Source organism: Pseudomonas sp. PAMC 26793 (assembly GCF_000313235.1).
GTDB lineage: Bacteria > Pseudomonadota > Gammaproteobacteria > Pseudomonadales > Pseudomonadaceae > Aquipseudomonas > Aquipseudomonas yamanorum.
The window spans coordinates 584330-610314 of record NZ_AMXG01000038.1 but is presented as its reverse complement, the minus strand read 5'-3'; the positions used below and the strand labels follow the sequence as shown (position 1 = coordinate 610314).

Below are 25985 nucleotides of genomic sequence, written 5' to 3'. Positions count from 1 at the left end.
GGTTATCTGTGCACACGTCGTATTCATCGATCTGCACGGAAACCTCCATGAGCCTCGAAGTTCCTGCCCACAGCAACCACGCCGGAAAACCTGCAAGCCGCATTCGGCAAAAGAACGAACAAGCGATTTTGCAGGCTGCCGAAGACGAGTTCGCCCGTCATGGCTACAAAGGCACCAGCATGAACACCATCGCGGCGAGTGCCGGGTTGCCGAAAGCCAACTTGCACTACTACTTCACCAACAAGCTGGGCCTGTACATTGCCGTGCTCAGTAACATCCTCGAACTCTGGGACAGCACCTTCAACACCCTGACCGCCGAGGATGACCCGGCCGCAGCGCTGACCCGCTACATCCGCACCAAGATGGAATTCTCCCGCCGCCAGCCACAAGCCTCGCGGATCTTTGCGATGGAGATCATCAGTGGCGGCGAATGCCTGACCGAATATTTCAGCCAGGACTACCGCGCCTGGTTCAGCGGCCGTGCGGCGGTGTTCCAGGCCTGGATCGACGCCGGCAAGATGGACCCCATCGACCCCGTGCACCTGATCTTCCTGCTGTGGGGCAGCACCCAGCATTACGCCGACTTTGCCACGCAAATCTGCCGCGTGACCGGGCGCACCAAGCTGACCAAGCAGGACATGGAAGACGCTGGCACCAACCTTATCCACATCATTCTCAAAGGCTGTGGCATCAAGCCGGCCCTCTAAACGAAGTTACCCATGCCTTTCACGCTTACCGGCTTTTGCGAGTTTCGCGAAGAAATTCGCAAAAGCCGCTTCATTACCCTCGCCGCCCCCATCAGCAGCCCCCAGGACGCCCAGGCCTTCATCGACCAGCACAGCGACCTGAATGCCACGCACAACTGCTGGGCCTGGAAACTGGGGGATCAATACCGCAGTAACGATGACGGCGAGCCCGGCGGCACGGCCGGGCGCCCGATCCTGGCCGCGATCGAAGCGCAGGACTGCGACCAGGTCGTAGTGCTGGTGATCCGCTGGTACGGCGGCATCCAGCTGGGCACGGGCGGCCTGGCCCGGGCCTATGGCGGCGGCGCCAACAAATGCCTGCAAGCGGCCGAACGCGTCGAGCTGATCAAACGTGTGCCACTGAGTTGCTCCTGTGGTTTTGCCGAGCTGCAGTTGGTGAAGCTACGGGTGGCCGAACTGGGCGGGCTGGTGATGGAAGAAACCTTCACCGCCAATGGCGTCGACCTGCAACTGGCCCTCGGCGAAGCGCATATCGACACCTTGCAAACTCAGCTCGCCGACCTGAGCCGCGGGCGCATTCTGCTAGAGCGCTGAAACTGCCCACATCTGCTGTGCACCTGCCTGTGGATAACCTGAGCACACTCGCCTGTAACCCTTCTGTCACAAGGCTTTCAGGCGGTTGTTCAGTTTTTGCTCAGCCCGCCACACTAAAGTATTAATCCAGCTCAAAAACAGTCAGTTAGCCGGGTTATGACCTTTAGAACAAAGGGCCGCAGCGCTTATATCCACCGATCACGCTTGCGCACAATTACTGTGGAGCAATCTGTGGATAACCCGTGCAAGAGTGAGCCGGCGGCAGAGCCCGCAACGCCCCGGCGTAACTGAGCATTTTTTGATCAACTTGCCGCCCGGCGCACCGGCATCAACTGCGCCACCGCCCACAGCACTTCAAACACCACGACAATCACCAGCACTAAACTGGCGCCGTGGGCCAGCGCGTAAATCTGCCAAGTGGCAAATAACACCCGGCCGGCGGCGTCATAGCGGCCAAATACCGCTTGGGGATCGCGGATTCGCAGCACTGACCACACGCACACAATCGAGCCCATCAGGTTGGCCATCAATATATGCACAGGCGCGAACGGTGGCAGTTCGCCGGGCAGATTCAACGCCACCAAGGCGTTGTGCAGCAGAACAAAGGTCCAGGGGGTGACCAGCGCCGCGGTGACGATCAAGTCGTACCAGCCGCTGGCCCGAACCAGTTGACGGTATTGGTGTGCAGTCCACATAGCAGCAAGCTCCTTCAATTCAAGAAGCCAGCACGCTAAAGCCTGGAGTATGCTCCAGGGTCAAGCCCCTTCGAGCCCTCTGCATGCGTATCGGCGAATTAGCCCAGGCCAGCCAGGTCAGCCGCGACACCCTGCGCTTCTACGAACAACGCGGGTTGATTGCCGCGCAACGCAGTGCCAACGGCTACCGTGACTATCCCGCCGACATGGTGCAGTTGGTGCTGTACATCAAGACCGCCCAGCGCCTGGGCTTCAGCCTGGGTGAAATCGGCAACAGCGTCGGCGCACTATGGCAAGCTCCAGATCCCGACAGCGCCGTGACCCAACTGCTGCAAGACAAGCTTAACCTGATCGAAACCCGCATCGCCGAACTCGACCAACTGCGCCACGAGTTGCAGCAAAGGCTCGGCCAGCGTTGTCCACTGAACCCGTGAACCTCCACCGTCAAAGGAAGCCATTCATGTCCACTTCAAAAACCGCACTGATTATCGGCGCCTCCCGGGGCCTGGGCCTTGGCCTGGCCAAGCAACTGCTGGCGGACGGCTGGGACGTAATCGCCACTGTACGCGATCCGCAAAAGGCCGATGCCTTGAAGGCCCTGGGCCCGGTGCAGATCGAAAAGCTCGACATGGATGACCAACAGGCCGTGATCGCCCTGAGCCAGCGCCTCAAGGAAAAAACCTTCGACCTGCTGTTCGTCAACGCTGGTGTCAAAGGCCCGGCCAATCAGGAACCGGGCCACGCCACCCTGGCTGAAGTCGGCCAACTGTTCTTCACCAACGCCGTGGCGCCAATCAACCTGGCCCAGCGTTTCGTCGGGCAGATCCGCCCGGATACTGGCGTGTTGGCCTTTATGAGTTCGATCCTCGGCAGCGTCACCATCCCCGACGGCTCCGACCTGGCGCTCTACAAAGCCAGCAAGGCTGCCCTCAACTCCATGACCAATAGTTTCGTTACCCAGTTGGGTGATCAGAAATTGACCGTGCTGTCGTTGCACCCGGGCTGGGTGAAAACCGACATGGGCGGCGAAAACGCACACATCGATGTGCCCACCAGCGTGCGCGGCCTGATCGATCAGGTGAATGCCTACAGCGGCAAGGGCGGCCATCACTTTGTGGACTACAAAGGCGACACCATCGCCTGGTAAAAACCCCAGGATCGTTATCGGCGGATTGCCGCCGATAACGATCCACACGTAAACTGCGCACCTCGCCCTTCCCGGCGACCCTGGATCAGCAGACAGGGCAACACTGAGCTGGCAAACCTGAACCCATCATTCAGAGGAGCCGGCCAATGCCTGCGACCCGTATCTGGTTAAAAAACCCTCTCGCGATATTCACTGCCAATGGCCTCGACGCCCGGGGCGGCCTGGTGCTGCAAGACGGTGTGATCGTCGAAGTCCTTGGCCTCGGCCAAGAGCCTGCCATGCCCTGCGGACAAGTCGTCGATGCCCGCGAGCATGTCGTCCTTCCAGGGCTGATCAACACCCACCATCACTTCTATCAAACCCTGACCCGCGCCTGGGCGCCGGTAGTTAATCAGCCGCTCTTTCCCTGGCTGAAAACCCTGTACCCGGTCTGGGCCCGACTCACCCCGGAAAAACTCGCCCTGGCGAGCAAAGTGGCTCTGGCTGAATTGCTGCTCTCGGGCTGCACCACTGCGGCAGACCACCACTACCTGTTCCCGGACGGCCTCGAACAGGCGATCGACGTGCAAGTCGACAGCGTGCGCGAACTGGGTATGCGCGCCATGCTGACTCGCGGCTCCATGAGCCTTGGCGAGGCCGACGGCGGGCTGCCACCGCAACAAACCGTGCAGCAGGGCGAGGTGATCCTTGAAGACAGCCGCCGCCTGATCCGGCAGTACCACGAGCGCGGTGACGGCGCACAAATCCAGATCGCCCTGGCGCCCTGCTCGCCGTTTTCCGTCACCCCGGAAATCATGGAAGCCAGCGCCGAACTGGCCAATAACCTCGACGTGCGCCTGCATACCCACCTGGCAGAAACCCTCGACGAAGAAGACTTCTGCCTGCAGCGTTTCGGCCTGCGCACTGTGGACTACCTCGACAGCGTCGGCTGGCTCGGCCCACGCACGTGGCTGGCCCATGGCATTCACTTCAACCCGGAAGAAATCGCGCGCCTCGGTGCTGCCGGTACCGGGATCTGCCATTGCCCGAGTTCGAACATGCGCCTGGCTTCCGGAATATGCCCGACCCTCGACCTGCTCGCCGCCGGAGCACCCATTGGCCTGGGCGTGGACGGTTCGGCATCCAACGATGCATCGAACATGATCCTCGAAACGCGCCAGGCCCTGTACATCCAGCGGCTGCGTTACGGCGCAGAGAAGATCACCCCGGAACTGGTGCTGGGTTGGGCGACAAAAGGCTCGGCACAGTTACTCGGCCGCAGCGATATCGGCGAACTGGCCGTAGGCAAACAGGCCGATCTGGCGTTGTTTAAACTGGATGAGCTGCGCTTTTCCGGCAGCCACGACCCGATCTCAGCCCTGCTGCTGTGCGGCGCCGACCGGGCGGACCGGGTGATGGTTGGCGGTAAATGGCGGGTGATCGACGGGCAGGTCGAGGGCCTTGATTTGAAAGGTTTGATTGCCGATCACAGCCAGGCGGCGCGGGAACTGATCAACCGGACTTAACTGAAGAAACACTTTCCAAATGTGGGAGCGGGCTTGCTCGCGAAAGCGTTGGGTCAGTCAACATATCTGGCGACTGACACTCCGTATTCGCGAGCAAGCCCGCTCCCACACCAGCCCGGTTTCCACAATTATTTCTGCGTTTTTTCAGAATCGGTTACAACCCCAACAGCGACAGCATGATAAACGTCGAAAACAACACAAAATGGGTCATTCCTTCGATGGCATTGGTTTCGCCGTCGTTGAGGTTGATCGCGCTGACGATCAGCGTAATCAAGACCATCACCGTCTGCACCGGCGTCATTGCCATCTGAAACGGTTGGCCGGTGTACAAGGCCATGGCTTCCATCACCGGCACCGTCAGGATCACCGTCGACAGCGACGCTCCCAGCGCGATGTTCACCACCGACTGCATGCGGTTGGCCAGCGCCGCGCGCAACGCGGTCAAAATCTCCGGGGCAGCGGAAATCGCGGCCACGATGATCGCCGTGATCACCGGCGGGGCACCCGTTCCTTCCAGGCCCAGGTCGAGGGTCTTGGACATCACCTCGGCCAACGCGCCAATCACGATCACGCCAAACACCAAAGTCCCGATGGAGAACGCCAGGTTGATCGGTGGCGACTCTTCTTCCGACTGTTTCTTACGACGTTTTTCCGGGTAGCTGTAGCTGAAAAAATAACTGTGGGGCCCCACCTGCATCCGCAGGAACAGGGTGTAGAGCACCACCATCGCGCCAATGGTGAAGGCCGAGTAGATTTTCCAATCGGCCTCGGGAATAAATTCCGGCACCACCATCGACACGCCCATGGCGGTCAGGATCATCACGCTGTAAGTGCGTGCCGAATCATCGTTGTAGGACTGTTCGCCATGCTTGATCCCGCCCATCAGTGCCGCCAGGCCAAGGATGCCGTTGATATCGAGCATCACCGCCGAATAAATGGTGTCGCGCACCAGGGTCGGCGACGGCTCGTTGCTCATCATGATCGCCAAAATCACCACTTCCACCAGCACCGCGGCGAGGGTCAGGATCATGGTGCCGTAGGGGTCGCCGACCTTTTCCGCCAGTTGCTCGGCGTGATGGGCCACGCGCATCGAGGCCACGACGATAAAGCCGATCAGCGCGATGCCGCTGAGCAGCGCCACCATCTGCCCGCTGCCGAGCATCCAGTGCTCCAGCGGGTAAGCGGCGACGGCGGCAATCAGCGCCAGCAGCATGAATTTTTCTTGCTTGATAGATGTGAGCATTGCAGGCCTTTTAAACACGGTGAATCCGTCATTGATGGGGTACAGACTGCACCGCGCCGATAACGTTTCGTTACACCTTAGTTCATGCATCGCTTGCACGACGATCGCGGATGCTCACCGCTTGGTCAGGTTTTGCCGATTATTTCGGCGTGCGCCTGTAGAATGCTGCCATTGCACCTGATGAGAATTTATAAATGTACGATTGGCTCAACGCCCTGCCCAAGGCTGAATTGCACCTGCACCTGGAAGGCTCGCTGGAGCCTGAGCTGCTGTTCGCCCTGGCCGAACGCAACAAGATCGCGCTGCCGTGGAACGACGTCGAAACCCTGCGCAAGGCCTACGCCTTCAACAACCTGCAAGAGTTTCTCGACCTGTACTACAAGGGCGCCGATGTACTGCGCACCTCCCAGGACTTCTACGACCTGACCTGGGCCTACCTGCTGCGCTGCAAGGCGCAGAACGTGATCCATACCGAACCGTTCTTCGACCCGCAGACCCACACCGAGCGTGGCGTGCCCTTCGAAGTGGTGCTCAATGGCATCGCTGCCGCATTGAAAGACGGCGAGCAACAACTGGGCATCACCAGTGGTTTGATCTTGAGCTTCCTGCGCCACTTGAGCGAAGAAGAGGCCGAGAAAACCCTCGACCAGGCGCTGCCGTTCCGTGATGCGTTTGTTGCCGTGGGCCTGGACAGTTCGGAAATGGGTCACCCGCCGAGCAAGTTCCAGCGCGTGTTCGATCGTGCCCGTCACGAAGGTTTCCTGACCGTCGCCCACGCCGGCGAAGAAGGCCCGCCGGAGTACATCTGGGAAGCCATCGACCTGCTGAAAATCCAGCGTATCGACCATGGCGTGCGCGCCATTGAAGACGAACGCCTGATGCAGCGGATCATCAATGAGCAGATCCCGCTGACGGTGTGCCCGTTGTCCAACACCAAGCTGTGCGTGTTCGACGACATGTCGCAACACAACATCCTCGACATGCTTGAGCGTGGCGTGAAGGTCACGGTGAACTCGGATGACCCGGCGTACTTCGGCGGTTATGTCACCGAGAACTTCCATGCGCTGTACACCTCCCTGGGCATGACCCAGGACCAGGCCAAACGCCTGGCGCAAAACAGCCTGGATGCGCGGTTGGTGAAGCCTTAATCACCGTCCGGTGTGGCGAGCCGGGCAATTTCCGATTGCCCGGTTTCGCTGACCTGCAACGCCTGGGACTCATTGATCATGCTGACCCAGTTCGACTGCAAACACAGCTGCAACAGCGCAGCCCCCAACGCACCGCCCAGGTGTGGCTGCTGTTCGCTCCAATCAAAACAATCGCACACGATCGGCTGAGCCAGTGCCTGGGTAAAAATCCCCAGCGCAGCGAGTTTGCGTGCGCCAAGGGGCGTCACTTCCGTGCGCTGCTCCGCGCGCTCGATCCACCCTGCCGCCATCATCCGTTGATACAACCCCGCCGCCAGCTCGCCACCGAGATGCCCCTGGCAAAGCCTGGCCCGCCGTAAAGCTGCAGGCGCAATCAGGGACTGGGAATGAGCGGGCGTGCTGCGGGCGATTCTGGCCATGGTGGTACAGGCCAAGGCATCCACGGCAGCCCCCACATCGGCAGCGGCCACACGGAAAAAGCGTTTACCGCTACGGGCTTCGACGCGCAGCAGGCCGCCGGCCGTCAGTCGCGTCAGGTGAGCATTGGCCGAGGCCGGCGACAGCCCCGCCAGTAGAGCCAATTCATCGGAGGGTTTGGCCGAGCCATCCATCAACGCCCAGACCATCGCGGTACGTTTCGGGTCGGCCAGCAAAGTGGCGATCTGACTGATGCAAGGTGCCTGTTCCATGTGCGCATTCACTCCCTGTTGAATCATTCGTCTGCTGCAGTTCGAAGAAAAGTATAAGCGTGAAAACGCCCGGTTCCGTGCCGTCTTACAGCGCAACCAAGGACAGAAGCTGAAGGAAATTTCCCGATATCCCCGGGGTTATGGTGTAGAGGCTGATCGCTCCGGCAATTGCGCAGTCAATGTCGCACATCGGGCAACGAGCATTTCCCGCAGAAGATTGATCGGCTTGCTCAGTTGCGCGCGATGGGCGCACAACAGGTTGAGCGGCGTGCGCTCGCCCCGCAGCTCCGGCAGGATCAGGCGCAGGCGCCCGGCCAGCACATCAGAGCTCACATCCAGCCAGGACTTGTAGGCGATACCCACCCCAGCCACCGCCCAGCGTCGCACCACATCCGCATCATCACTGAAGCGGTCGCCGGTCACCGTCAGGCCGACGTCGCGCTTGCCATCGTTGAACCCCCAATGGTCATGCACCCGGCTGCCGAGCATGTACAGCAAGCAATTGTGCTGGGTGAGCTGCTCCAGATGGCGCGGCTCGCCATGCCGCGCCAGGTAGCTGGGGGCGGCGCAGAGCACGCGGTAGTTGTCCGGGGCGATGGGCAGCGCGATCAGGCTGGAATCTTCGGGTTCACCGTAGCGCAGGGCGATATCCACCGGCTGGCGGAACAGGTCGGCAATCCGGTCGCCCAACAGCAAGCGTACGCTCAGGCCGGGGTATTCACGCTGGAACTCATCCAGCCAGGGCAGCAGCTGGTTACGCCCGAAGTCCGACGGTGCCGACAGTTGCAGCACCCCGCTGACCTGGTCCTGGCCACTGGCCAATAAGCGCCGGCCTTCATCGAGGCTGCTCAAGGCGGCCCGGGCGTATTCCAGAAAGCCTTCACCCTCGGCCGTCAGGCGCAGGCTGCGGGTGGAGCGCGCCAGCAATCGCGCACCCAGTTGCTGCTCGATACGCTTCAACGCCGCGCTGGCCACCGCCGCCGACATGTCCATGACCCGCGCCGCCGCCGAAAGGCTGCCCAGGTCTGCCGCACGCACAAACAACTGCAAGTCATCAAAACGCAGCACGTTGACCGCCAATTATCAAAAAAACATTGAAAGAGACTGCTCTTTTAGCGGGTTTTATCTTCGAGAGAAATAGCCAATCATCTGTTCATCCCGTTCATCACGTGTCTGGAGTCGAATATGTCCGCTGCCTTTAACGTCATCGCCACGCTGATCGCCAAACCCGGCCAACAGGCCACCCTGGAAACCCTGCTGCGCGAGCTGCTGGAACCCACCCGCGTCGAAGCCGGCTGCCAGCAGTACGACCTGCACCAGGACCTGCAACACCCCGAGACGTTCTACATGCTCGAGCGCTGGAGCGACGACGCCGCGCTGGCCGACCACGACCAGAGCGCCCATATCCAGAATTTCCGCGCCAAGGCTGCCGACGTGCTCGAGCATTTCGAACTCAAACGCCTGAAATTTCTTGCCTGATCAACCGACCCCTTTATTGGAAACCCTCATGAAAGCCATCGCCTACTACGCCGCACTGCCCATCAACGATCCAAAATCCCTGCAAGACATCGAACGGCCAGAACCGGTCGCCGGCCCTCGCGACCTGCTGGTGGAAGTCAAAGCCATCTCGGTGAACCCGGTGGACACCAAGGTGCGCCAGAACGTCGCCCCGGAAAACGGTGCCGCCAAAGTGCTGGGCTGGGACGTGGCCGGTGTGGTCAAGGCCGTGGGCAGCGAAGTCAGCCTGTTCAAGGTCGGTGACAAGGTGTTCTACGCCGGCTCTCTGGTACGTCCCGGCGGCAACAGCGAACTGCACACCGTGGATGAGCGCATCGTCGGCCACATGCCGAAAACTCTGGGTTTCGCCGACGCGGCCGCCCTGCCGCTGACCGCCATCACCGCCTGGGAGTTGCTGTTCGAACGCCTGCAAGTGCGTGAAGGCAAGACCGATGAAGGCCAGAGCCTGCTGATCGTCGGTGCGTCCGGTGGCGTGGGATCGATCCTGACCCAACTGGCGAAACAGCTCACCGGCCTGACAGTCATCGGCACCGCTTCCCGCCCTGAAACCCAAGCGTGGGCCAAGGACCTGGGCGCCGACCTGGTGATCGACCACAGCAAACCGTTGAGCGAAGAGTTGAAAAGCGCCGGCCATCCGCAGGTGAACTATGTCGCCAGCCTGACCCAGACCGACCAGCACCTGGACCAACTGGTGGAAGCGCTGATTCCCCAGGGCAAACTGGCGCTGATCGATGATCCCAAGGTGCTGGACGTCAGCAAGCTCAAGCGCAAGAGCCTGTCGCTGCATTGGGAGTTCATGTACACCCGCTCGATGTTCGAGACCAGTGACATGATCGAGCAGCACAACCTGCTCAATCGCGTCGCCGAACTGATCGACGCCGGTACCCTGAAAACCACAGTGGGCGAGCACTTTGGCGTGATCAACGCGACCAACCTGCGCCGCGCCCACGAGCTACTGGAAAGCGGCAAGGCCAAGGGCAAGATCGTGCTGGAAGGGTTCTAACGAAAGGTTCTGTCAGTGTCGTCTGTTATTCATGTGAGTAATGGACGACACCGCTAGTCAGAGACTTGATCCTTGTCATATTTGTGAGCGTATTCGGGTTTATATTGGCCGCCTTTGCCACGCAATTTACGTGAGGAAGTCAGCAATGAAGATCCTGATAAAAGCGCTAGCGAGATCCGAAGGCAACAAATGGCAGGTCCGTCTCGACCACAACGCCTTTACCTTCCGCACTGAGGCTGAAGCCCGCGCGTTTGCCGACACCCTGCAAACCCGTATTCAGGCCCCTCACCGATTCCCCGAAAGCCAGCAGCGTTCTGCTGGCTGACCTGCTCAGTCCGCCGCTTGCAGTGCCCGTTGGCGCTGCAGGCGCCGGGTCAGCATCGCGAACGTTACGGCCAATACGCCACACAAGCTGATGACCATTGCCATCGGCATCGCCGTACCGTCGTGCAACACGCCCACCAACGATGCAGCGCCTGCTGCCACACCAAACTGAATGCACCCGAGCAACGCTGACGCGCTGCCCGCCCGTGCGCCCTGCCCGCTCATGGCGCAGGCCGAGGTATTGGGCAAAATGCAACCCAGGCTGGCGATGCAGATAAACAGCGGTACCAGCAGCGGCCACAAAGCGTCCGTGCGCAGCGCAGTAATGGCCAGCAACGACAGACCCGCCGCCAGGTAAACCCACACCGTGCGCGACAGCAAAAATGCCGGGCCACGGGAAGCGAGCAAACGCGCGTTGACCTGTGCCACCAGGATAAAGCCGGCGGCATTGGAGCCGAATACCCAGCCATAGTGTTCGGCGGGCACGCCATAGAGTTTGATAAAGACGAAGGGCGAGCCCGCGATGTAGGCAAACATACCGGCAATCGAGATACCGCCGGTCAAGGCATAGCCCAGGTACACCCGGTCCGACAGCAACCGGCCGTACTGGCGCAGCGCACCCGACAGCGGCTGGCGCGGCTGATGGGCCGGGAAACTTTCCGGCAGCCCGACCGCCACCGCGATGGCCGCCATCACACTGAATGCCGTCAACGCCAGGAAGATCGACTGCCAGCCCCACACACCGACCATCACCCCGCCCGCCAGCGGTGCGAGTATCGGCGCCAGCCCGGTGACCAGCATCAATTGGGAAAACACCTTGGCCGAGCCCACCGCGTCGCATTTATCGCTGACCACCGCCCGGGAGATCACCATGCCCGCGCAACCACCCAAGGCCTGGACGAAACGCGCACCGATCAGCCATTCCAGGGAAGGCGCGTACGCACACGCGAAGGACGCCAGGGTAAACAGGGTGACACCGCTCAGCAGCGGCCCGCGTCGGCCAAAACGATCCGCCAGCGGCCCATAGATCAACTGGCCGATTGCCAGGCCCGTGAAGTACACGGCCAAGGTCAGCTGAATATGTTTTTCGTCGGTGCCGAATGCCACGGCCATGGCCGGGAAACCCGGCAGGTAGAAGTCGATGGCCAACGGCGCGAACGCGCTCAAGGCCCCCAAGATCAGAATTATACGAAGGTTCATCAGGCACCCAGGTGAGTCGGCAGCCCGACAGTCTAGCCGGGCATGGGTGCCTTGAACATTAAGTTAGCTCGCTAACTATCAGAAAATCAGGCGAGCTTGACGCTGTAGCCTTCCTCGCTGATCAGGTTGATCACCTCCGCCGGCGACAGCAGGCTGCTTTCTACGCACACTTGCTTTGCCGCGAGGTCGACGCGCACGCTGGCCGCCGGGTCCTTATCCTGCACCGCCTGGGTGACCGAGCGAACGCAGTGGCCGCAGGTCATTCCTTCAACGCTGAATACTTGCATGACATGACTCCTTTGATGAGGTTGCCCACAGTTTTGACCTTGCCACGATGGCAAGGTCAAGTTCTGAAAAAATCGGCCGGGCTGGCATTCATTCGCGCCCTCGGCCAAGCTGCACCTATCCACGATGTGAACCTCGGAGAATTCGCCATGCGCTGGTCATTTTTTGGCCTTGTCAGCCTGTTGGGCTTGTTTGCTGCTGTGCCACCGGCCAGCGCAGATCAAGATTATGCGGTGCTGATCATTTCGCGGGAGCGCCTGGAAGTGCCCACCAACTGCGAGATTGGCTTGTACATCCAGGACCAGTTGGCCGGGCGGCTGTTCCAGGAGCAGGCCACCTCATTCAACTTGCCGGCCGGGAATGTGTCGTTGCGCCTGAAGTTATTGCCGGGGCAGTCGCCAGGTTGCTTGCCGGGCATGCTCGCGCCACCGGCGCAAAACATTACGTTGAAGGCGGGTGACGTGCGCAAGCTGCGTATTGCGCAAGGGCCGGACGGCATGTATCTGAAGCCGGCGGCATTGGAATATTGAAACATTGATCTGAAGCCTTGACCTTCCCCACAGGTCAAGGTTGATCCTAGGGGCAATCTCTCCTGGAGTACTGCCCATGAACGGATCCACCACCTTCGACCTGCCGATCAGCGGCATGACCTGCGCCAGCTGCGCCGGTCGGGTTGAACGGGCACTGGGCAAAGTGCCCGGGGTGCAAAGCGTCAGCGTCAACCTGGCCAACGACAGCACCCACATTGAAGTGCTCGGCCAAATGGACCCCCGCGTCCTGATCGCCGCCGTCGACAAGGCCGGCTACACCGCCACCCTGCCCCAAAGCGAAACCGCCACCCAGGCCAGCCAGGAACAACGCCTGAGCCATGAGCGTTGGTCGCTGCTGCTGGCAATCCTGCTCGCCGCGCCGTTGGTGCTGCCGATGCTGGTGCAACCGTTCGGGCTGCACTGGATGCTCCCGGCCTGGGTTCAATTTGCCCTGGCCACCCCGGTGCAGTTCATCTTCGGCGCACGCTTCTATATCGCCGCCTGGAAAGCCGTACGCGCTGGGGCCGGCAATATGGACCTGCTGGTAGCCATCGGCACCAGCGCCGGTTACGGCTTGAGTCTCTATGAATGGCTCACGGCGTCCGCCGGCACGATGCCCCATCTGTATTTCGAAGCCTCGGCCGTAGTGATCGCCCTGGTGCTGCTGGGTAAATACCTGGAAAGCCGCGCCAAGCGCCAGACCGCCAGTGCCATCCGCGCCCTGGAAGCCCTGCGCCCGGAGCGGGCGATTCAAGTGATCGACGGCCGCGAGCAGGACGTTGCCATCACCGCCCTCAAGCTGAATGACCTGGTGCTGGTCAAACCCGGCGAACGCTTCCCGGTGGACGGCGAAGTGGTCGAAGGCCAAAGCCACGCCGACGAAGCGCTGATCAGCGGTGAAAGCCTGCCGGTGCCGAAACAGCCGGGCGATGCCGTCACCGGCGGCGCCATCAACGGCGAAGGCCGGCTGCTGGTACGCACCCTGGCCCTTGGCGCAGAAAGCGTACTGGCAAGGATTATCCGCCTGGTGGAAGACGCCCAGGCCGCCAAGGCTCCGATCCAGAAGCTGGTGGATAAAGTCAGCCAGGTGTTCGTGCCGGTGGTGCTGGTGCTGGCCCTGGCCACGCTGATCGGCTGGTGGCTGTATGGCGCGCCATTGGAAGTTGCGCTGATCAATGCCGTGACCGTGCTGGTGATTGCCTGCCCTTGCGCCCTTGGCCTCGCCACCCCCACCGCCATCATGGCCGGCACCGGCGTCGCCGCCCGCCACGGCATCCTGATCAAGGACGCCGAAGCCCTGGAGCGCGCCCATGAAGTCAGCGCCGTGGTGTTCGACAAGACCGGCACCCTGACCTCCGGCACCCCGAAAATTGCGCACTTGGCCGCCGTCGATGGCAATGAAGCTGCCCTGCTGCAACAGGCCGGCGCGCTGCAACGCGGCAGTGAACACCCGCTGGCCAAGGCAGTGCTGGATGCCTGCGCCGAACAGGGCTTGAACGTGGCTGATGTCAGCGCCAGCCAGTCCCTGACCGGGCGCGGCATCGCAGGCACTCTCGACGGTCGGCAACTGGCGCTGGGCAACCGCCGCCTGCTGGAAGAGACCGGCTTGAGCACTGGCGATCTCGCCGACTCGGCCAGCGCCTGGGAGGCCGAAGGCCGCACCTTGTCCTGGCTGATCGAGCAAGGCCCGCAGCCTCGCGTGCTGGGTTTGTTCGCCTTCGGTGACACGCTTAAACCGGGCGCCCTGCAAGCGATACAAGCACTCAAGGCGCGGCATATCAGCAGCCACCTGCTGACCGGCGATAACCGTGGCAGCGCCCGCGTGGTCGCCGACGCCCTGGGCATCGATGACGTGCACGCCGAAGTACTGCCCGCCGACAAGGCCGCCACGGTCGCCGAGCTGAAAAAGACCGGCGTCGTCGCGATGGTCGGCGATGGCATCAACGACGCACCGGCCCTGGCCGCGGCCGACATCGGCATCGCCATGGGCGGCGGTACCGACGTGGCCATGCACGCGGCAGGTATTACCCTGATGCGCGGCGACCCACGATTGGTGCCCGCCGCCCTGGAAATCAGCCGCAGGACCTATGCGAAAATTCGACAGAATCTGTTCTGGGCCTTTGTGTATAACTTGGTCGGCATTCCACTCGCGGCGTTCGGCCTGCTCAACCCGGTGATGGCCGGCGCGGCCATGGCCCTGTCCAGTGTCAGCGTGGTGAGTAATGCGCTGCTGTTGAAAACCTGGAAACCCAAGGATCTGGAGGACGAGCGTCCATGAACATCGGCCAAGCAGCACGCCAAAGCGGCCTGAGTGCCAAGATGATTCGTTACTACGAATCCATCGGTTTGTTGAAAGCCGCCCATCGCACCGACAGCGGCTACCGCATCTATAGCGCCGAGGATTTGCACACCCTGGCGTTTATCAAGCGTTCGCGGGACCTGGGGTTTTCCCTTGAGGAGGTCGGCAAGCTGCTGGCCCTCTGGCAAGACCGGGGGCGCGCGAGTGCCGACGTGAAGGCGCTGGCCCGCCAGCATATCGATGAGCTGAACCAGAAAATCCGCGAGTTGGGGCAGTTGCGCGATACGTTGCAGGACCTGGTGGAACACTGCCAGGGCGATCATCGGCCGGATTGCCCGATTCTCAAGGAATTGGCGTCGGGCAGTTGTTGCGCCTGAGCAAGTTTAACCAGACATGCGCGGAACCAAATGTGGGAGCGGGCTTGCTCGCGAATGCGGAGTGTCAGTCAATACATCAGTTGACTGAACCACCGCTTTCGCGAGCAAGCCCGCTCCCACAGTTGGATATCCACTCGCCGTTAGATCACTGCATCCAAGGCGGCGGTGGAGGCTCTTCCGATGCCTTGCTCGGTGGCGCATCGTCTGCCGCGCGAATCGCCTGGCGACGCTCTTCATCGAGCCGCGCCGCTTCGATCTCGCGGATAACACCGCCCACGTCAGCCAGCTCTTCCGGCTCGTCGAACTCGCCGGTCAAGACGCTGGCCGGGTGCAGAGTGCCGGCTTCGTACAGCGCCCACATCTCCTTGGCGTACTTGGTCTTCTTCAACTCCGGGGCAAAGCGCCCGAAGTAGGAAGCCATGTTGCCCACATCCCGTTCCAGCATGGTGAACGCGTGGTTGTTGCCCGCCGCATCCACCGCCTGGGGCAGGTCGATGATCACCGGGCCCGTCGGCGTCAGCAGCACGTTGAACTCGGAAAGGTCACCGTGCACCAGGCCGGTACACAACATCAGCACGATCTGGGTAATCAGGAAGGCGTGGTATTCACGGGCCTGGTCCGGCTCCAGCGTCACGTCGTTCAGACGTGGCGCCGCGTCGCCGTATTCATCGGCCACCAGCTCCATCAGCAGCACGCCTTCAAGGAAGTCGTACGGCTTGGGCACGCGAACGCCCGCACCAGCCAGACGAAACAGCGCCGCGACCTCGGCGTTCTGCCAGGCGTCTTCGGTTTCTTTCTTGCCGAACTTGGAGCCCTTGGCCATGGCCCGGGCCTGGCGGCTGTTGCGGACCTTGCGGCCTTCCTGGTATTCGGACGCCTGACGAAAACTTCGTTTATTCGCCTCCTTGTAGACCTTGGCGCAACGTAACTCGTTGCCGCAGCGCACCACGTAAACAGCTGCTTCTTTACCACTCATGAGTGGGCGCAGCACCTCGTCGACCAGACCGTCCTCGATCAGGGGTTCAATGCGTTTAGGAGTCTTCATCAGCTTTTATTGTGGGTCCTTTATTACCAAACACGCGTATGGCACTCGTTATACGGCAATCCTCTCGCCGCGGGGAGAGGGTACCGACCTTTGACCGCTTAAGAATGCATCCAATATGCCAGATTAATCTGCGATCCCCTGTAGGAGCGAGCTTGCTCGCGAAAAACCCGAGGGAGCCGCGTTGATTCAGTATGCCAGCGTCATCGTTTACGACCTTCGCGAGCAAGCTCGCTCCTACAGGGCTTGTTGTTCATCAAGAGTGTAATTCAGCGCTCAATAATCGCGGTGACACCCTGCCCCCCGGCGGCGCAGATCGAGATCAGCCCCCGGCCCTTGCCGGCCGCGTCCAACAGTTTGGCCAGGTTGGCGACGATCCGCCCGCCAGTGGCGGCAAACGGATGGCCGGCCGCCAGTGAACTGCCCTTGACGTTCAAGCGGCTGCGGTCTATGGAGCCCAACGGTGCGTCCAGCCCCAGGCGGGTCTTGCAGTATTCCGGATCTTCCCAGGCTTTCAGCGTGCACAACACTTGGGCAGCGAAGGCTTCGTGAATCTCGTAGTAATCGAAGTCCTGCAGCGTCAGGCCATTCCTGGCCAGCAAGCGTGGCACCGCGTACACCGGCGCCATCAGCAGGCCTTCAGCACCGTTGACGAAATCTACCGCCGCCGCCTCGCCATCGCGCAGGTAGGCGAGGATTGGCAAGCCCCGCTCCTTGGCCCAGGCTTCACTGCCCAGCAGCACCAACGAGGCGCCGTCGGTCAGCGGCGTCGAATTACCGGCGGTAAGGGTGCCCTTTTCGCTGCGCTCGAAGGCCGGCTTGAGGCTGGCGAGTTTTTCCAGGGTCAGGTCAGGGCGCAGGTTGTTGTCGCGGGTCAGGCCGAGAAAGGGCGTGAGCAAGTCGTTGTGCCAGCCTTCGGCGTAGGACGCGGCCATTTTCTGGTGGCTTTCCAACGCCAGTTGATCCTGCTCGGCGCGGGGGATCTGCCAGGTCTGCGCCATCAATTCGCAGTGCTGGCCCATGGACAACCCGGTGCGCGGTTCGCCGTTGCGCGGCAGTTCCGGCTTAAGGTGATGGGGACGAAGTTGTAACAGGACTTTTAATTTATCCGCCATGGATTTGCTGCGATTGGCTTGCAGCAAGATTTTGCGCAACCCCTCATTCACCCCGATGGGCGCATCAGACGTGGTGTCGACGCCGCCAGCAATCCCGCTTTCGATCTGCCCCAGAGCGATCTTGTTCGCCACCAGCAACGCGGCTTCCAGCCCCGTGCCACAGGCCTGCTGAATATCGTAGGCCGGGGTTTGCGGTGACAGGCGCGAGCCCAGCAAACACTCGCGGGTCAGGTTGAAGTCCCGGGAATGCTTGAGCACCGCCCCGGCGGCCACCTCGCCAATGCGCAGGCCGTGCAGGTTGTAGCGTTCGATCAGGCCTTCCAGGGCGGCGGTCAGCATCGCCTGGTTGCTCGCCGTGGCGTAAGGGCCGTTGGAGCGGGCGAAGGGGATGCGGTTACCGCCAATGATCGCTACACGGCGCAATTGAGTCATGGAAAGCTCCCTTGAGGTTATGGGGTGAATCTCTGAGCCTAGCCTAGGCTCAATCGAACGACTTTCACCTATTGATGGTCCACCGTTTGAACCCCAGCACTCGGAGAGCGTTCCATGTCTGACCGTTATATCGACTTCGCCAACTCCAGCCTCGGCCATCGCCTGGTCGCCGCCATTGGCCTGCCGTCACCGGTGCGCCTGGAACGCTGGCAGGCTGGACGCCTGCGCCCGGTGGAGGGTGCGCTGCTGATCGGCGGCGGCCCGCTGGCAACAAAAATCCTGCCATTCGCCAATAAGCTGACCGACGCTATCTATAGCTACGGCACCGAATCGTCGACGGCAACCACCTGGATTCCCGGCCACGGGCCCAAGCTCAAGGCCGTGGTGTACGACGCCAGCCAGTTGCAGCACACGGATCAACTCAAGCAACTGCGGGAATTCTTTCAGCCGCTGATGAAGAACCTCGATCACAGCGCGCATCTGGTGATCCTTGGCCGCGCTCCGGAAAGCCTCAGCGCCCCGTTCGCCGCCAGCGCCCAGCGCGCCCTTGAAGGCTTCAGCCGCTCGTTGGCGAAAGAGCTGCGCAGCGGCGGCGTCCTGCAGTTGCTGTATGTGGGCGAAGGCGCCGAAGACCAGCTGGAAGGTGCGTTGCGGTTCTTCCTGTCACCCAAAAGCGCCTACATTTCCGGCCAAGTGATTCGTTTGAGTGCCTGCCCGACCCAGGTCGAGGATTGGACCCGACCACTGGCCGGGCGCAAGGCGCTGGTGACCGGGGCGGCCCGAGGCATCGGCGCCTCGATTGCCGAAACCCTGGCCCGTGACGGCGCCGAAGTGATCGTGCTGGATGTGCCTCAAGCCAAGGCCGACCTCGATGCCCTGGCCGCGCGCCTGGGCGCCCGCAGCATCGCCCTGGATATCTGCGCCGAAGACGCCGCCACCCAGTTGATCGAACAGCTGCCGGACGGCCTCGACATCGTGGTGCACAACGCCGGCATCACTCGCGATAAAACCCTGGCCAACATGACGCCCGAATACTGGGACGCGGTATTGGCAGTTAACCTCAACGCGCCGCAAGTGCTGACCAAGGCGCTGCTGGACAGCGGCACCCTGCACGACAACGGCCGCGTGGTGCTGCTGGCGTCCATCAGCGGAATCGCCGGCAATCGCGGGCAAACCAACTACGCCGCGAGCAAGGCGGGGCTGATCGGCTTGGCACAGGCGTGGGCGCCGTTGCTGGGGGAACGCGGGATCAGCATCAACGCCGTGGCCCCAGGCTTCATCGAAACCCAGATGACCGCACATATTCCCTTCGCCTTGCGTGAGGCCGGGCGGCGCATGAGCTCCCTGGGCCAGGGCGGCTTGCCCCAGGACGTTGCCGAAGCGGTGGCCTGGCTCGGCCAACCGGGCTCGGGCGCGGTCAGCGGGCAAGCGTTGAGGGTGTGTGGGCAAAGTCTATTGGGAGCGTAAGCATGGAGTGGCACACATTAGGCAGCACCCCGTTTCTGCCGCCGCTGTATTGGCGTGCGGCGCTCAAGCGCAAGATCACCGGTACCACGTTGCCGCAACAAGGGCTGCGCTGCCGGGTCAGCGTTAACCCCAAGGATGTGGACGCCTATCGCAAGGTCTGCGGGTTTGCCGAGAGCCCGGTACTGCCGGCCACTTATCCCCATATCCTGGCGTTCGGCCTGCAGATGCAATTGCTCACCGACAAGGCGTTTCCATTCCCGCTGCTGGGGTTGATCCACCTGAGCAACCGGATCCGCATCCTGCGCCCATTGGGAGGTGTGAGTGACCTGACCGTCGGTGTCTACACGCAGAACTTGCAGCCCCATGCCAAGGGCGCGACCTTCGATATCGTAACCACGGTCGAGGATTCACTGGGGCTGCTGTGGGAAGCCGAAAGCCGGATGCTCTGTCGCGGGGTGAAACTCGATGGCGCTGCGGCGGACCACACCCTGCAAGCCCCTACCAGCGTCAGCGAGCTGACCCGCTGGAAAGCCCCCGCCGACATCGGCCGCCGCTACGCCCGGGTGTCCGGCGACTACAACCCGATTCACTTGAGTGCCCTCACGGCCAGGTTGTTTGGCTTCCCCCAGGCCATCGCCCATGGGTTATGGAACACGGCACGCACACTGGCCGCACTGAGCGAACATTTGCCTGCGGCCAATATCGAAATAGACGTCGAGTTTAAAAAGCCGGTGCGCTTACCCAGTGAAGTAACTTTATTGACAAGTGCCGCCGGCTCCAGTGGCGAGTTACAACTAAAGGGCGCCGGGGATATTGAACACATGACGGGGCGTTGGCGGCCAATCTCCTGATAAATTGTATATATACATCCTAAGTTATAGCGGGCTATCAATAGCCCGCTATCTTTATTAACCCTATGATTTTAAACGCCTCGAAACTTCTACACCCTCCCCCACTACACCCTTGGTATTAGTCGCTAAGCAGACTAACCCTATCTGTATATAAATCGTTAATACCAAGTTGAGCATTGCGAGATAACGCACCCGGGTCTGTTATAGCCACAACGGACGAATGTATCGCTGCCTATAGAAACAGCGAACTTCGATAACAGCAAAGGCTGTACCTGGTGCAAGGAACTCAATCATGAAAACTCAAGTCGTGTTGTGGAAAGCAAGTACCGCGCTGGCCCTGATTCTGGCAGTTAGCCTCGGAGGCTGCAGCAGCGGTGGTGGTGGTCATCACAGTAGCGTCGCGGCGTCATCTCCGGATGCTGGCAGTGGCAGTGGTACTGGCGGCGGAACGGGTGGCGGCACTGGCGGCGGTACCGGCGGTGGCACTGACGGAGGCACTGGCGGTGGTACCGGTGGCGGCACGGATGGAGGTACTGGTGGTGGCACAGGCGGCGGTACTGGCGGCGGCACAGGTGGTGGCACCGGCGGAGGCACTGGCGGTGGCACAGGCGGCGGCACTGGCGGTGGCACAGGCGGCGGCACTGGCGGCGGCACAGGCGGTGGCACAGGCGGTGGCACAGGTTCGACCACTCCTCTGGTCACCGGCCAGGTAGTGGGCGCTGTAGGCGGTGTCGTCGGTAATGTCGGCACCGCGGTGGGCGACCTGGGTACGACCCTGACCACGGTGCCAATTGTCGGTACTACCGCTGGCGGGTTAGTCACCGCTACGGGCACAGCCGTCAACAGCATCGGCAGCGGCCTGACTAACGGCCTGGGCACCCTGGGCACCAATAGCAACGCCTTGGGCACCACCGTTGCCGGTGTGGCCGATGGCGTGGCCGACCTGGGTACCGGCGTGTCCAACACCGGCAAGTCCCTGGGCACTACGTTGGGCGGCATTCCCGTGGTCGGTGGCTTGACCGGCGGTGTAGGCGGCGCAGCAGGTGGCCTGGTCGATAAAGTCGGCCAAACCGTGACCATGCTCGGCGACACCTTGAGCACGGCCAGCACCACCGGGCCACTGGGCGGCTTGACCAATACGGTCGGTAAAAGCGTACTGGTGCCCGTCGTCTCTCTGGTGGAAAACACCACGGGTAACCTCGGCAATAAGACAGGCCTGGGCAACCCGGTCGGTGGTTTGATCGATAAAGTGGGCGCCACTGTCACCGGCCTGGGTGGCCAGGTGGCCAGTGCCGGCGGTGCAGGCAACCCAGTCGGGACACTCGTCGGTGGCGTGTTGACTGGCGTCGGCACCACCCTTGATAAGTCGAGTGGCTACGTCAATCCGGCAACCACGACCCCGCAATCGGGTCTGCCTGAACTGGTCGGTGGCCTCGTCGCCAACGTCGGCAACGGCCTGAATATCGGCAACACCAATGGCACTGTCAGTGCTGCGGGCGTAACCGGTGGTGCCGTGGGCAACACCGTCGCGTCCCTCGGCACCCTGATTGGCGGCAACGGCGTAGCCAACACCGGCGCCACGGCTCCGGTCGCGGGGCTGGCGACCAATGTCGGCGCCGCACTGAACCCAGTGACGACGGGCGTTGCCGGGCTGACCCAAAACATCGGTACCAGCACGGGTATCGGCGCACCAGTGAACGGCCTGGTGACCCAAGTCGGCGGCGCAGTCAGCGGTCTGGGCACCAACCTGACGGCAGCCAATGCCAACCCGATCACCAACGCCGTAGGCGGTACCCTGAATGCAGTGGGTAATACTGTCGGCTCGGTGGGCGGCTTGGTCACCGGAGGTACCAGCAGTAGCGGTGGCGGCCTGCTCGGCGGCTTGAACGTGGGTGCCAGCGCATCCGCCGGAGGCACTGCAAACACAAACACCGGTGGAGGCCTGGGCGGCTTGCTCGGCGGGCTGACCGGCAAAAAATAGAATTGCACCTGGCCATTAGACGGCCTCCCCTCCAGCGCCTACGCTTGGTTGAGACGAGAGATTCCAATGAGTCTCTCGTCTTTTTTATTGGCCAGTGAAAGGCCCTCCCGAACCGCGCCCCAGAGCCCGGCGGGAATCCGCGAAACGCTGCTGCAGTTTGACCATGGAGTGTCCTATGCGCGCCTTGACGCCTTTGTTTCTACTCACCCTGATTGCTGCCAGTGTCCACGCCGAGACCCTGCCCAGCTTCCTCAATAGCAACGACACCATTCGCAACCTGCCGGTGCCCAATCTCCCCGCCGACGCCTATCGCCCGGTCACGCCGCAAACCCAGTTGCCCGAGCCGGCCGCCACCCAGAACCAGCCGCTGTTGATGGACACCAAAGTGACCATCCGCAAGCTGCAAATCGACGGCGGCACGATCTACCCACTCAAGGACGTGGCCCAGGTTTTCGAGCCGCTGATTGGCCACGAAACCACCCTCGCCCAACTGATCGAAGCCACCCGCGGCATCACCCGCCGCTACCAGCAGGACGGCTACCTGTTGTCCTACGCCTACCTGCCCGACCAGCGCTTCGAAAAAGGCCTGGTGCACGTGGTGCTGGTGGAGGGCTACATCAAGGATTACAACGTGCAGGGCGACATCGGCGCAGTCTCGGCCTACGTCGACAAGCTGGCGGCCAAGCTGCTGGGTGAACGCCCGCTGACCCGCAAGACCTTCGAGCGCTACACCACGCTGATGGGGCGTATCCCGGGTGTGACGTTGCAGGCACAAGTACCGCCACCGGGCACCACCGACGGCGGCACGCACATGCAGATCCAGGCCAGCCGCAAGCCGTTCACCACCAGCATGAGCCTGAACGAAGACAACCGTAACGGCACGCAGGCGCTGCTGGCCGCCACCAGTAACTCCCAGACCTCAATGGGCGAGCAATTGAGCCTCAGTGGCCTGTTCCCGCCGGGCAAGGATGATGAGCATTACTACCGCTTGGGCTACAGCCAGTTCATCAATGCCGAAGGCAGCCAGTTGGTACTCAACGCTGAACGCTACCGCGCCGACCCCAACAGCAACGTACAACTGGACGGTGGCTTCGAACTCAAGCCGCACCAGGCGATTGACCGCTACTCCATCGGCCTGTCTCACCCCTTGATCGCCTCCCCCACGGAGTCATTGACCCTTGGCACGCGCCTTTACGCGGTGGACCAAACCACCCGCTATCAACTGGTGGGCTACCCGCTGCGCTTCGACGTGGAAACCGACCTGCGAGCCCTTGCGTTCGAGGGCGACTGGCGCAAGTCCGACGACCGCCAACTGCGGATTCTCAGCGCCGGGCTGTACCAGGGAATCAACGGCCTGGGTGCACGCACCCACAGTGATATCGAAGGCACGCAGCCGGACCTGGAATTCTTCCGCCTGCGTCTGTCGGGGGTGCAAAGCAACAAGTTCTTCGACCACTGGCAAGGCGTGGCATCGGGCGCCTTCTACTGGAGCAACGACACCCTGCCCGACAGCGAACGCGCGACATTCGGCGGGCAGAATTTCGGGCGTGGTTATCCGGATGACCAGGGCTCGGGCGACAAGGGTTGGGGCGTGGCGTATGAGGTCAACTACAGCTTCAACCGCAGTGGCGAGTGGGTAAAAATCCTGCAGCCGTATGTGGTGCTGGACAAGGCCAAGACCTGGTTCAACGAGCTGCCGGTCAAGGGCAACAACATGTCATCGGCGGCGGTGGGCCTGCGTTTCGGGGACAACAAGTACTACAACATTGCGCTGGAAGCGGCCAAGCCAATGTCGGACATCGCCCTGGACAGCTTCAATCGGCGGCCGCGGTATACGCTGAGTTTCAGCTACCAACTCTGAACCCTGTAGGAGCGAGCTTGCTCGCTCCCACACAAGCTCGCTCCTACATCAGTCTGATTTTCGGGATGGGGAAGAGGTTGTTGAGGGTGTCGATCAAGCGCACCAGATAGATCGGCTTGCGAAACAGGTCCAGTACCTGCAAGCGCAGCATGTCGCTGACATCATCCATCTCGGCATGGCCAGACATGACGATCACCGGCAAATGCTGGCGAGCGGTGTGTTCGCGCAGGCGCTTGATCAAGGAAATACCACTCTCCTCGGGCATGCGCAGGTCGGTGATCACCAGGGCGATATCGGGGTGCAGGGTCAGCTCCTGCAAAGCGAAGGTGACCGAGGTGGCGGTAAAACAGACAAAGCCCTCATTCTCCAGCGACTCGGCCAGCTCAATGAGGGCGTCCTCTTCGTCGTCCACCAAAAGGATTTGTTGCCGGGGGGACAAAGAGGCGTTCATGGGGAAATGCCTGATACGCAATAGATCATTCAGCGGAACCTGCACGTGCTTGCGCGAGGACCAGAGTCAGGTATGAATGGCGCCCTGTATCGCAGTAAAGACGCCGGTTATCGCCGTCCTGATGGGTGTGATAAAGGCCGCCAGCGCCACAGCAACCATCGCTGCAACCAGTGCATATTCGATACCCGACGCGCCCTCTTTCGAATAGAAAAAAACCTGGACTTTGATGAATCCCATGCGAATAAGATCAAGGAACATAATGACTTCTCCTTTGCGCTCACGGCGCTGGTATCGCGGCATCACAAAAATGATTTCGGTGTGCCACTAGAGCATTGTCAACAAACCCCATACCAACAACTGTAAGAACGGATTAATCACAAAGTATTAGTCGGCAGGCTGACGCCAAAAAATCAACTTTCGCAGAGGATCTGGAGATATTTTTCGCCCGGTAATGGCGTTTTGTCCTAGCTGAACTACCTTCAAATAGCGAAATAGTTAGACGCTCGAAGCGATCCGAATACGCAGGCATTAGTAGGAAAGCGCAGTGGATGCAGCAGGAAAGGGAGAGCCTTCATGAACAGTCGGATTAGCTTGATCCTCGCCGGGCTGCTATTGGTAGGTGCACTGATTGCAGGCTACTGGGGCCTGGTACTCAGCCGCCCTGCCCCTGTCCTCCCGCCCGTGGCCCAATCACCTGAAGTGGCGCAGCCCGTCACCGAAGACCAGACACGCCAACCGGTGGTGGTCCTGGCCCATGACGTTGCACCTTTTGTTGAGCTCACCGCCGCCGACCTAGTCCTGGAAAGACTGCGCACCGTACCTGCCGGCAGCCTGACCCGCCTCGACCAGGCCGTGGGCAAAGTCCCTTGGCGGCCGCTGTCGGCCGGTACCTGGCTGACGGAGGAAAGCTTCAATCCCGGCGGCACCCTGGCGCGGATGATCCGTCCCAACGAGCGCGCCCTCGCCGTAGCGGTGGATGAAGTGATCGGTGCCGGCGGGCAACTGACCCCGGGCGACTATGTGGACGTCCTGCTCTTCCTGCGCCAGGAAGCCAGCAACCCGCAGCAGTCCGCACAAGTCGTGGTGCCCGCCTTGCGTCTGCTGGGTGTGGGCGACCAATTGGGGCTGACCAACGATGGCAAGCCCGGCTCTGTACCACCGACTACCCCGGATGAAAAACTCAAGGCCCAGCAGAGTCGCGCCAGTGCACGTACGGTACTCCTCGCCGTACCGGAGCAGCTCATGAGCCGGCTGATGCTCGCGGCCCAATCCGGCGTATTGCGCCTGGCCGTACGCAGTGCTGACGAACAACTGCTGAGCCACTACTGGGCCGGTGAAACGGAGTCCGCGATCAACCTGGAAAACACCCAGCGCGATCTCTATCAGTTCAACCAACTATCCTTCAGCCAGGCGCCTCTCAACAGTTTCGGCCCGGCCACCGCCAATGGTGTTCCAAAACGCTCGGGAGTCGAGGTGATACGCGGCAACCAGGTGACTCAACAAACGCCCTGAAAGAGCTAA

Annotated in this window: 27 protein-coding genes; 17 read left to right on the top strand and 10 right to left on the bottom strand. The window is 61.5% G+C overall.

The window, feature by feature from the left end; genetic code table 11:
• The first annotated feature begins 47 nt into the window (after nt 1-47).
• The gene (locus tag D109_RS0120230; protein WP_003211175.1) at nt 48-707 is read left to right on the top strand and encodes a TetR/AcrR family transcriptional regulator; all 660 of its coding nucleotides are present in this window, start codon (nt 48-50) and stop codon (nt 705-707) included.
• 12 nt (nt 708-719) lie between these two features.
• Complete coding sequence (locus D109_RS0120225; RefSeq protein WP_017478475.1) at nt 720-1301, top strand: YigZ family protein; 582 nt, start codon at nt 720-722, stop codon at nt 1299-1301.
• Between the two features lie 302 nt (nt 1302-1603).
• On the opposite strand, the gene D109_RS0120220 is transcribed toward D109_RS0120225, so the two are convergent.
• Complete coding sequence (locus D109_RS0120220) at nt 1604-1996, bottom strand: hypothetical protein (protein ID WP_017478474.1); 393 nt, start codon at nt 1994-1996, stop codon at nt 1604-1606.
• Nucleotides 1997-2079: 83 nt separating this feature from the next.
• Here D109_RS0120220 and D109_RS0120215 point away from each other — a divergent pair, with 83 nt between their 5' ends.
• The 3 genes from D109_RS0120215 to D109_RS0120205 all read left to right on the top strand — a co-directional run bounded on the left by D109_RS0120215 (nt 2080) and on the right by D109_RS0120205 (nt 4648).
• Nucleotides 2080-2430 carry a MerR family transcriptional regulator gene (locus D109_RS0120215; protein ID WP_017478473.1) on the top strand — a complete coding sequence of 117 codons (351 nt, stop codon included), beginning with the start codon at nt 2080-2082 and terminating at the stop codon, nt 2428-2430.
• A 26-nt stretch (nt 2431-2456) separates the two neighbouring features.
• Nucleotides 2457-3143 carry an SDR family oxidoreductase gene (locus D109_RS0120210; RefSeq protein ID WP_017478472.1) on the top strand — a complete coding sequence of 229 codons (687 nt, stop codon included), beginning with the start codon at nt 2457-2459 and terminating at the stop codon, nt 3141-3143.
• A 146-nt stretch (nt 3144-3289) separates the two neighbouring features.
• On the top strand, nt 3290-4648 hold the full coding sequence (locus tag D109_RS0120205; RefSeq protein ID WP_017478471.1) for an 8-oxoguanine deaminase: 1359 nt from the start codon (nt 3290-3292) through the stop codon (nt 4646-4648).
• Between the two features lie 154 nt (nt 4649-4802).
• Here the strand turns inward: D109_RS0120205 and D109_RS0120200 are convergent, their stop codons facing one another.
• A complete protein-coding gene (locus tag D109_RS0120200) occupies nt 4803-5891 on the bottom strand; it encodes a calcium:proton antiporter (RefSeq protein ID WP_017478470.1) in 1089 nt (362 codons plus the stop codon).
• A gap of 194 nt (nt 5892-6085) precedes the next feature.
• Here D109_RS0120200 and D109_RS0120195 point away from each other — a divergent pair, with 194 nt between their 5' ends.
• On the top strand, nt 6086-7039 hold the full coding sequence (locus tag D109_RS0120195; RefSeq protein WP_017478469.1) for an adenosine deaminase: 954 nt from the start codon (nt 6086-6088) through the stop codon (nt 7037-7039).
• Here the strand turns inward: D109_RS0120195 and D109_RS0120190 are convergent.
• Complete coding sequence (locus tag D109_RS0120190; RefSeq protein WP_017478468.1) at nt 7036-7728, bottom strand: helix-turn-helix transcriptional regulator; 693 nt, start codon at nt 7726-7728, stop codon at nt 7036-7038. The genes D109_RS0120195 and D109_RS0120190 overlap by 4 nt on opposite strands.
• A gap of 138 nt (nt 7729-7866) precedes the next feature.
• On the bottom strand, nt 7867-8796 hold the full coding sequence (locus D109_RS0120185; protein ID WP_026078103.1) for a LysR family transcriptional regulator: 930 nt from the start codon (nt 8794-8796) through the stop codon (nt 7867-7869).
• A 117-nt stretch (nt 8797-8913) separates the two neighbouring features.
• Between D109_RS0120185 and D109_RS0120180 the strand changes: the two genes are divergently transcribed.
• The 3 genes from D109_RS0120180 (at nt 8914) to D109_RS0120170 (ending at nt 10574) form a co-directional block, all read left to right on the top strand.
• Complete coding sequence (locus D109_RS0120180) at nt 8914-9207, top strand: putative quinol monooxygenase (RefSeq protein WP_010174107.1); 294 nt, start codon at nt 8914-8916, stop codon at nt 9205-9207.
• Between the two features lie 28 nt (nt 9208-9235).
• Nucleotides 9236-10249 carry a zinc-binding alcohol dehydrogenase family protein gene (locus tag D109_RS0120175; RefSeq protein WP_017478466.1) on the top strand — a complete coding sequence of 338 codons (1014 nt, stop codon included), beginning with the start codon at nt 9236-9238 and terminating at the stop codon, nt 10247-10249.
• A gap of 145 nt (nt 10250-10394) precedes the next feature.
• Nucleotides 10395-10574, top strand: a complete 180-nt coding sequence (locus D109_RS0120170) for a hypothetical protein (RefSeq protein WP_017478465.1) — start codon at nt 10395-10397, stop codon at nt 10572-10574.
• Between the two features lie 5 nt (nt 10575-10579).
• Here D109_RS0120170 and D109_RS0120165 read toward each other — a convergent pair whose 3' ends face one another.
• A complete protein-coding gene (locus tag D109_RS0120165; RefSeq protein WP_003211152.1) occupies nt 10580-11773 on the bottom strand; it encodes a multidrug effflux MFS transporter in 1194 nt (397 codons plus the stop codon).
• 86 nt (nt 11774-11859) lie between these two features.
• Nucleotides 11860-12060: a heavy-metal-associated domain-containing protein gene (locus D109_RS0120160; protein WP_017478464.1), complete on the bottom strand. Its 201-nt coding sequence runs from the start codon at nt 12058-12060 to the stop codon at nt 11860-11862.
• A 147-nt stretch (nt 12061-12207) separates the two neighbouring features.
• On the opposite strand from D109_RS0120160, the gene D109_RS0120155 reads away from it, so the two are divergent.
• The 3 genes from D109_RS0120155 (at nt 12208) to cueR (ending at nt 15264) form a co-directional block, all read left to right on the top strand.
• Entirely contained in the window at nt 12208-12588 is a 381-nt protein-coding gene (locus tag D109_RS0120155; RefSeq protein WP_026078102.1) for a hypothetical protein, read from the top strand.
• Between the two features lie 76 nt (nt 12589-12664).
• A complete protein-coding gene (locus D109_RS0120150; RefSeq protein ID WP_017478462.1) occupies nt 12665-14866 on the top strand; it encodes a cation-translocating P-type ATPase in 2202 nt (733 codons plus the stop codon).
• A complete protein-coding gene (gene cueR, locus D109_RS0120145; protein WP_017478461.1) occupies nt 14863-15264 on the top strand; it encodes a Cu(I)-responsive transcriptional regulator in 402 nt (133 codons plus the stop codon). Before D109_RS0120150 ends, cueR begins: the two co-directional genes overlap by 4 nt.
• A gap of 145 nt (nt 15265-15409) precedes the next feature.
• Here cueR and D109_RS0120140 read toward each other — a convergent pair whose 3' ends face one another.
• Nucleotides 15410-16309, bottom strand: coding sequence for a PA4780 family RIO1-like protein kinase (locus D109_RS0120140; RefSeq protein WP_017478460.1), 900 nt, complete (start codon nt 16307-16309; stop codon nt 15410-15412).
• A 266-nt stretch (nt 16310-16575) separates the two neighbouring features.
• Nucleotides 16576-17853, bottom strand: a complete 1278-nt coding sequence (locus D109_RS0120135) for an acetyl-CoA C-acetyltransferase (protein ID WP_017478459.1) — start codon at nt 17851-17853, stop codon at nt 16576-16578.
• Nucleotides 17854-17967: 114 nt separating this feature from the next.
• Between D109_RS0120135 and D109_RS0120130 the strand changes: the two genes are divergently transcribed.
• The 4 genes from D109_RS0120130 to D109_RS0120110 all read left to right on the top strand — a co-directional run bounded on the left by D109_RS0120130 (nt 17968) and on the right by D109_RS0120110 (nt 24013).
• Nucleotides 17968-19320, top strand: a complete 1353-nt coding sequence (locus D109_RS0120130) for a 3-oxoacyl-ACP reductase (protein WP_017478458.1) — start codon at nt 17968-17970, stop codon at nt 19318-19320.
• A 2-nt stretch (nt 19321-19322) separates the two neighbouring features.
• Entirely contained in the window at nt 19323-20171 is an 849-nt protein-coding gene (locus D109_RS0120125) for a MaoC/PaaZ C-terminal domain-containing protein (protein WP_017478457.1), read from the top strand.
• Between the two features lie 292 nt (nt 20172-20463).
• On the top strand, nt 20464-22152 hold the full coding sequence (locus D109_RS0120115; protein WP_256219542.1) for a collagen-like triple helix repeat-containing protein: 1689 nt from the start codon (nt 20464-20466) through the stop codon (nt 22150-22152).
• A gap of 175 nt (nt 22153-22327) precedes the next feature.
• Nucleotides 22328-24013: a ShlB/FhaC/HecB family hemolysin secretion/activation protein gene (locus D109_RS0120110; protein WP_017478454.1), complete on the top strand. Its 1686-nt coding sequence runs from the start codon at nt 22328-22330 to the stop codon at nt 24011-24013.
• Nucleotides 24014-24056: 43 nt separating this feature from the next.
• Here the strand turns inward: D109_RS0120110 and D109_RS0120105 are convergent, their stop codons facing one another.
• Nucleotides 24057-24464, bottom strand: a complete 408-nt coding sequence (locus D109_RS0120105; protein WP_017478453.1) for a response regulator — start codon at nt 24462-24464, stop codon at nt 24057-24059.
• 66 nt (nt 24465-24530) lie between these two features.
• The gene (locus tag D109_RS0120100) at nt 24531-24722 is read right to left on the bottom strand and encodes a Flp family type IVb pilin (protein WP_017478452.1); all 192 of its coding nucleotides are present in this window, start codon (nt 24720-24722) and stop codon (nt 24531-24533) included.
• 315 nt (nt 24723-25037) lie between these two features.
• Here D109_RS0120100 and cpaB point away from each other — a divergent pair, with 315 nt between their 5' ends.
• Nucleotides 25038-25976, top strand: coding sequence for a Flp pilus assembly protein CpaB (cpaB, locus tag D109_RS0120095; protein ID WP_017478451.1), 939 nt, complete (start codon nt 25038-25040; stop codon nt 25974-25976).
• The last annotated feature ends 9 nt before the right edge of the window (nt 25977-25985 follow it).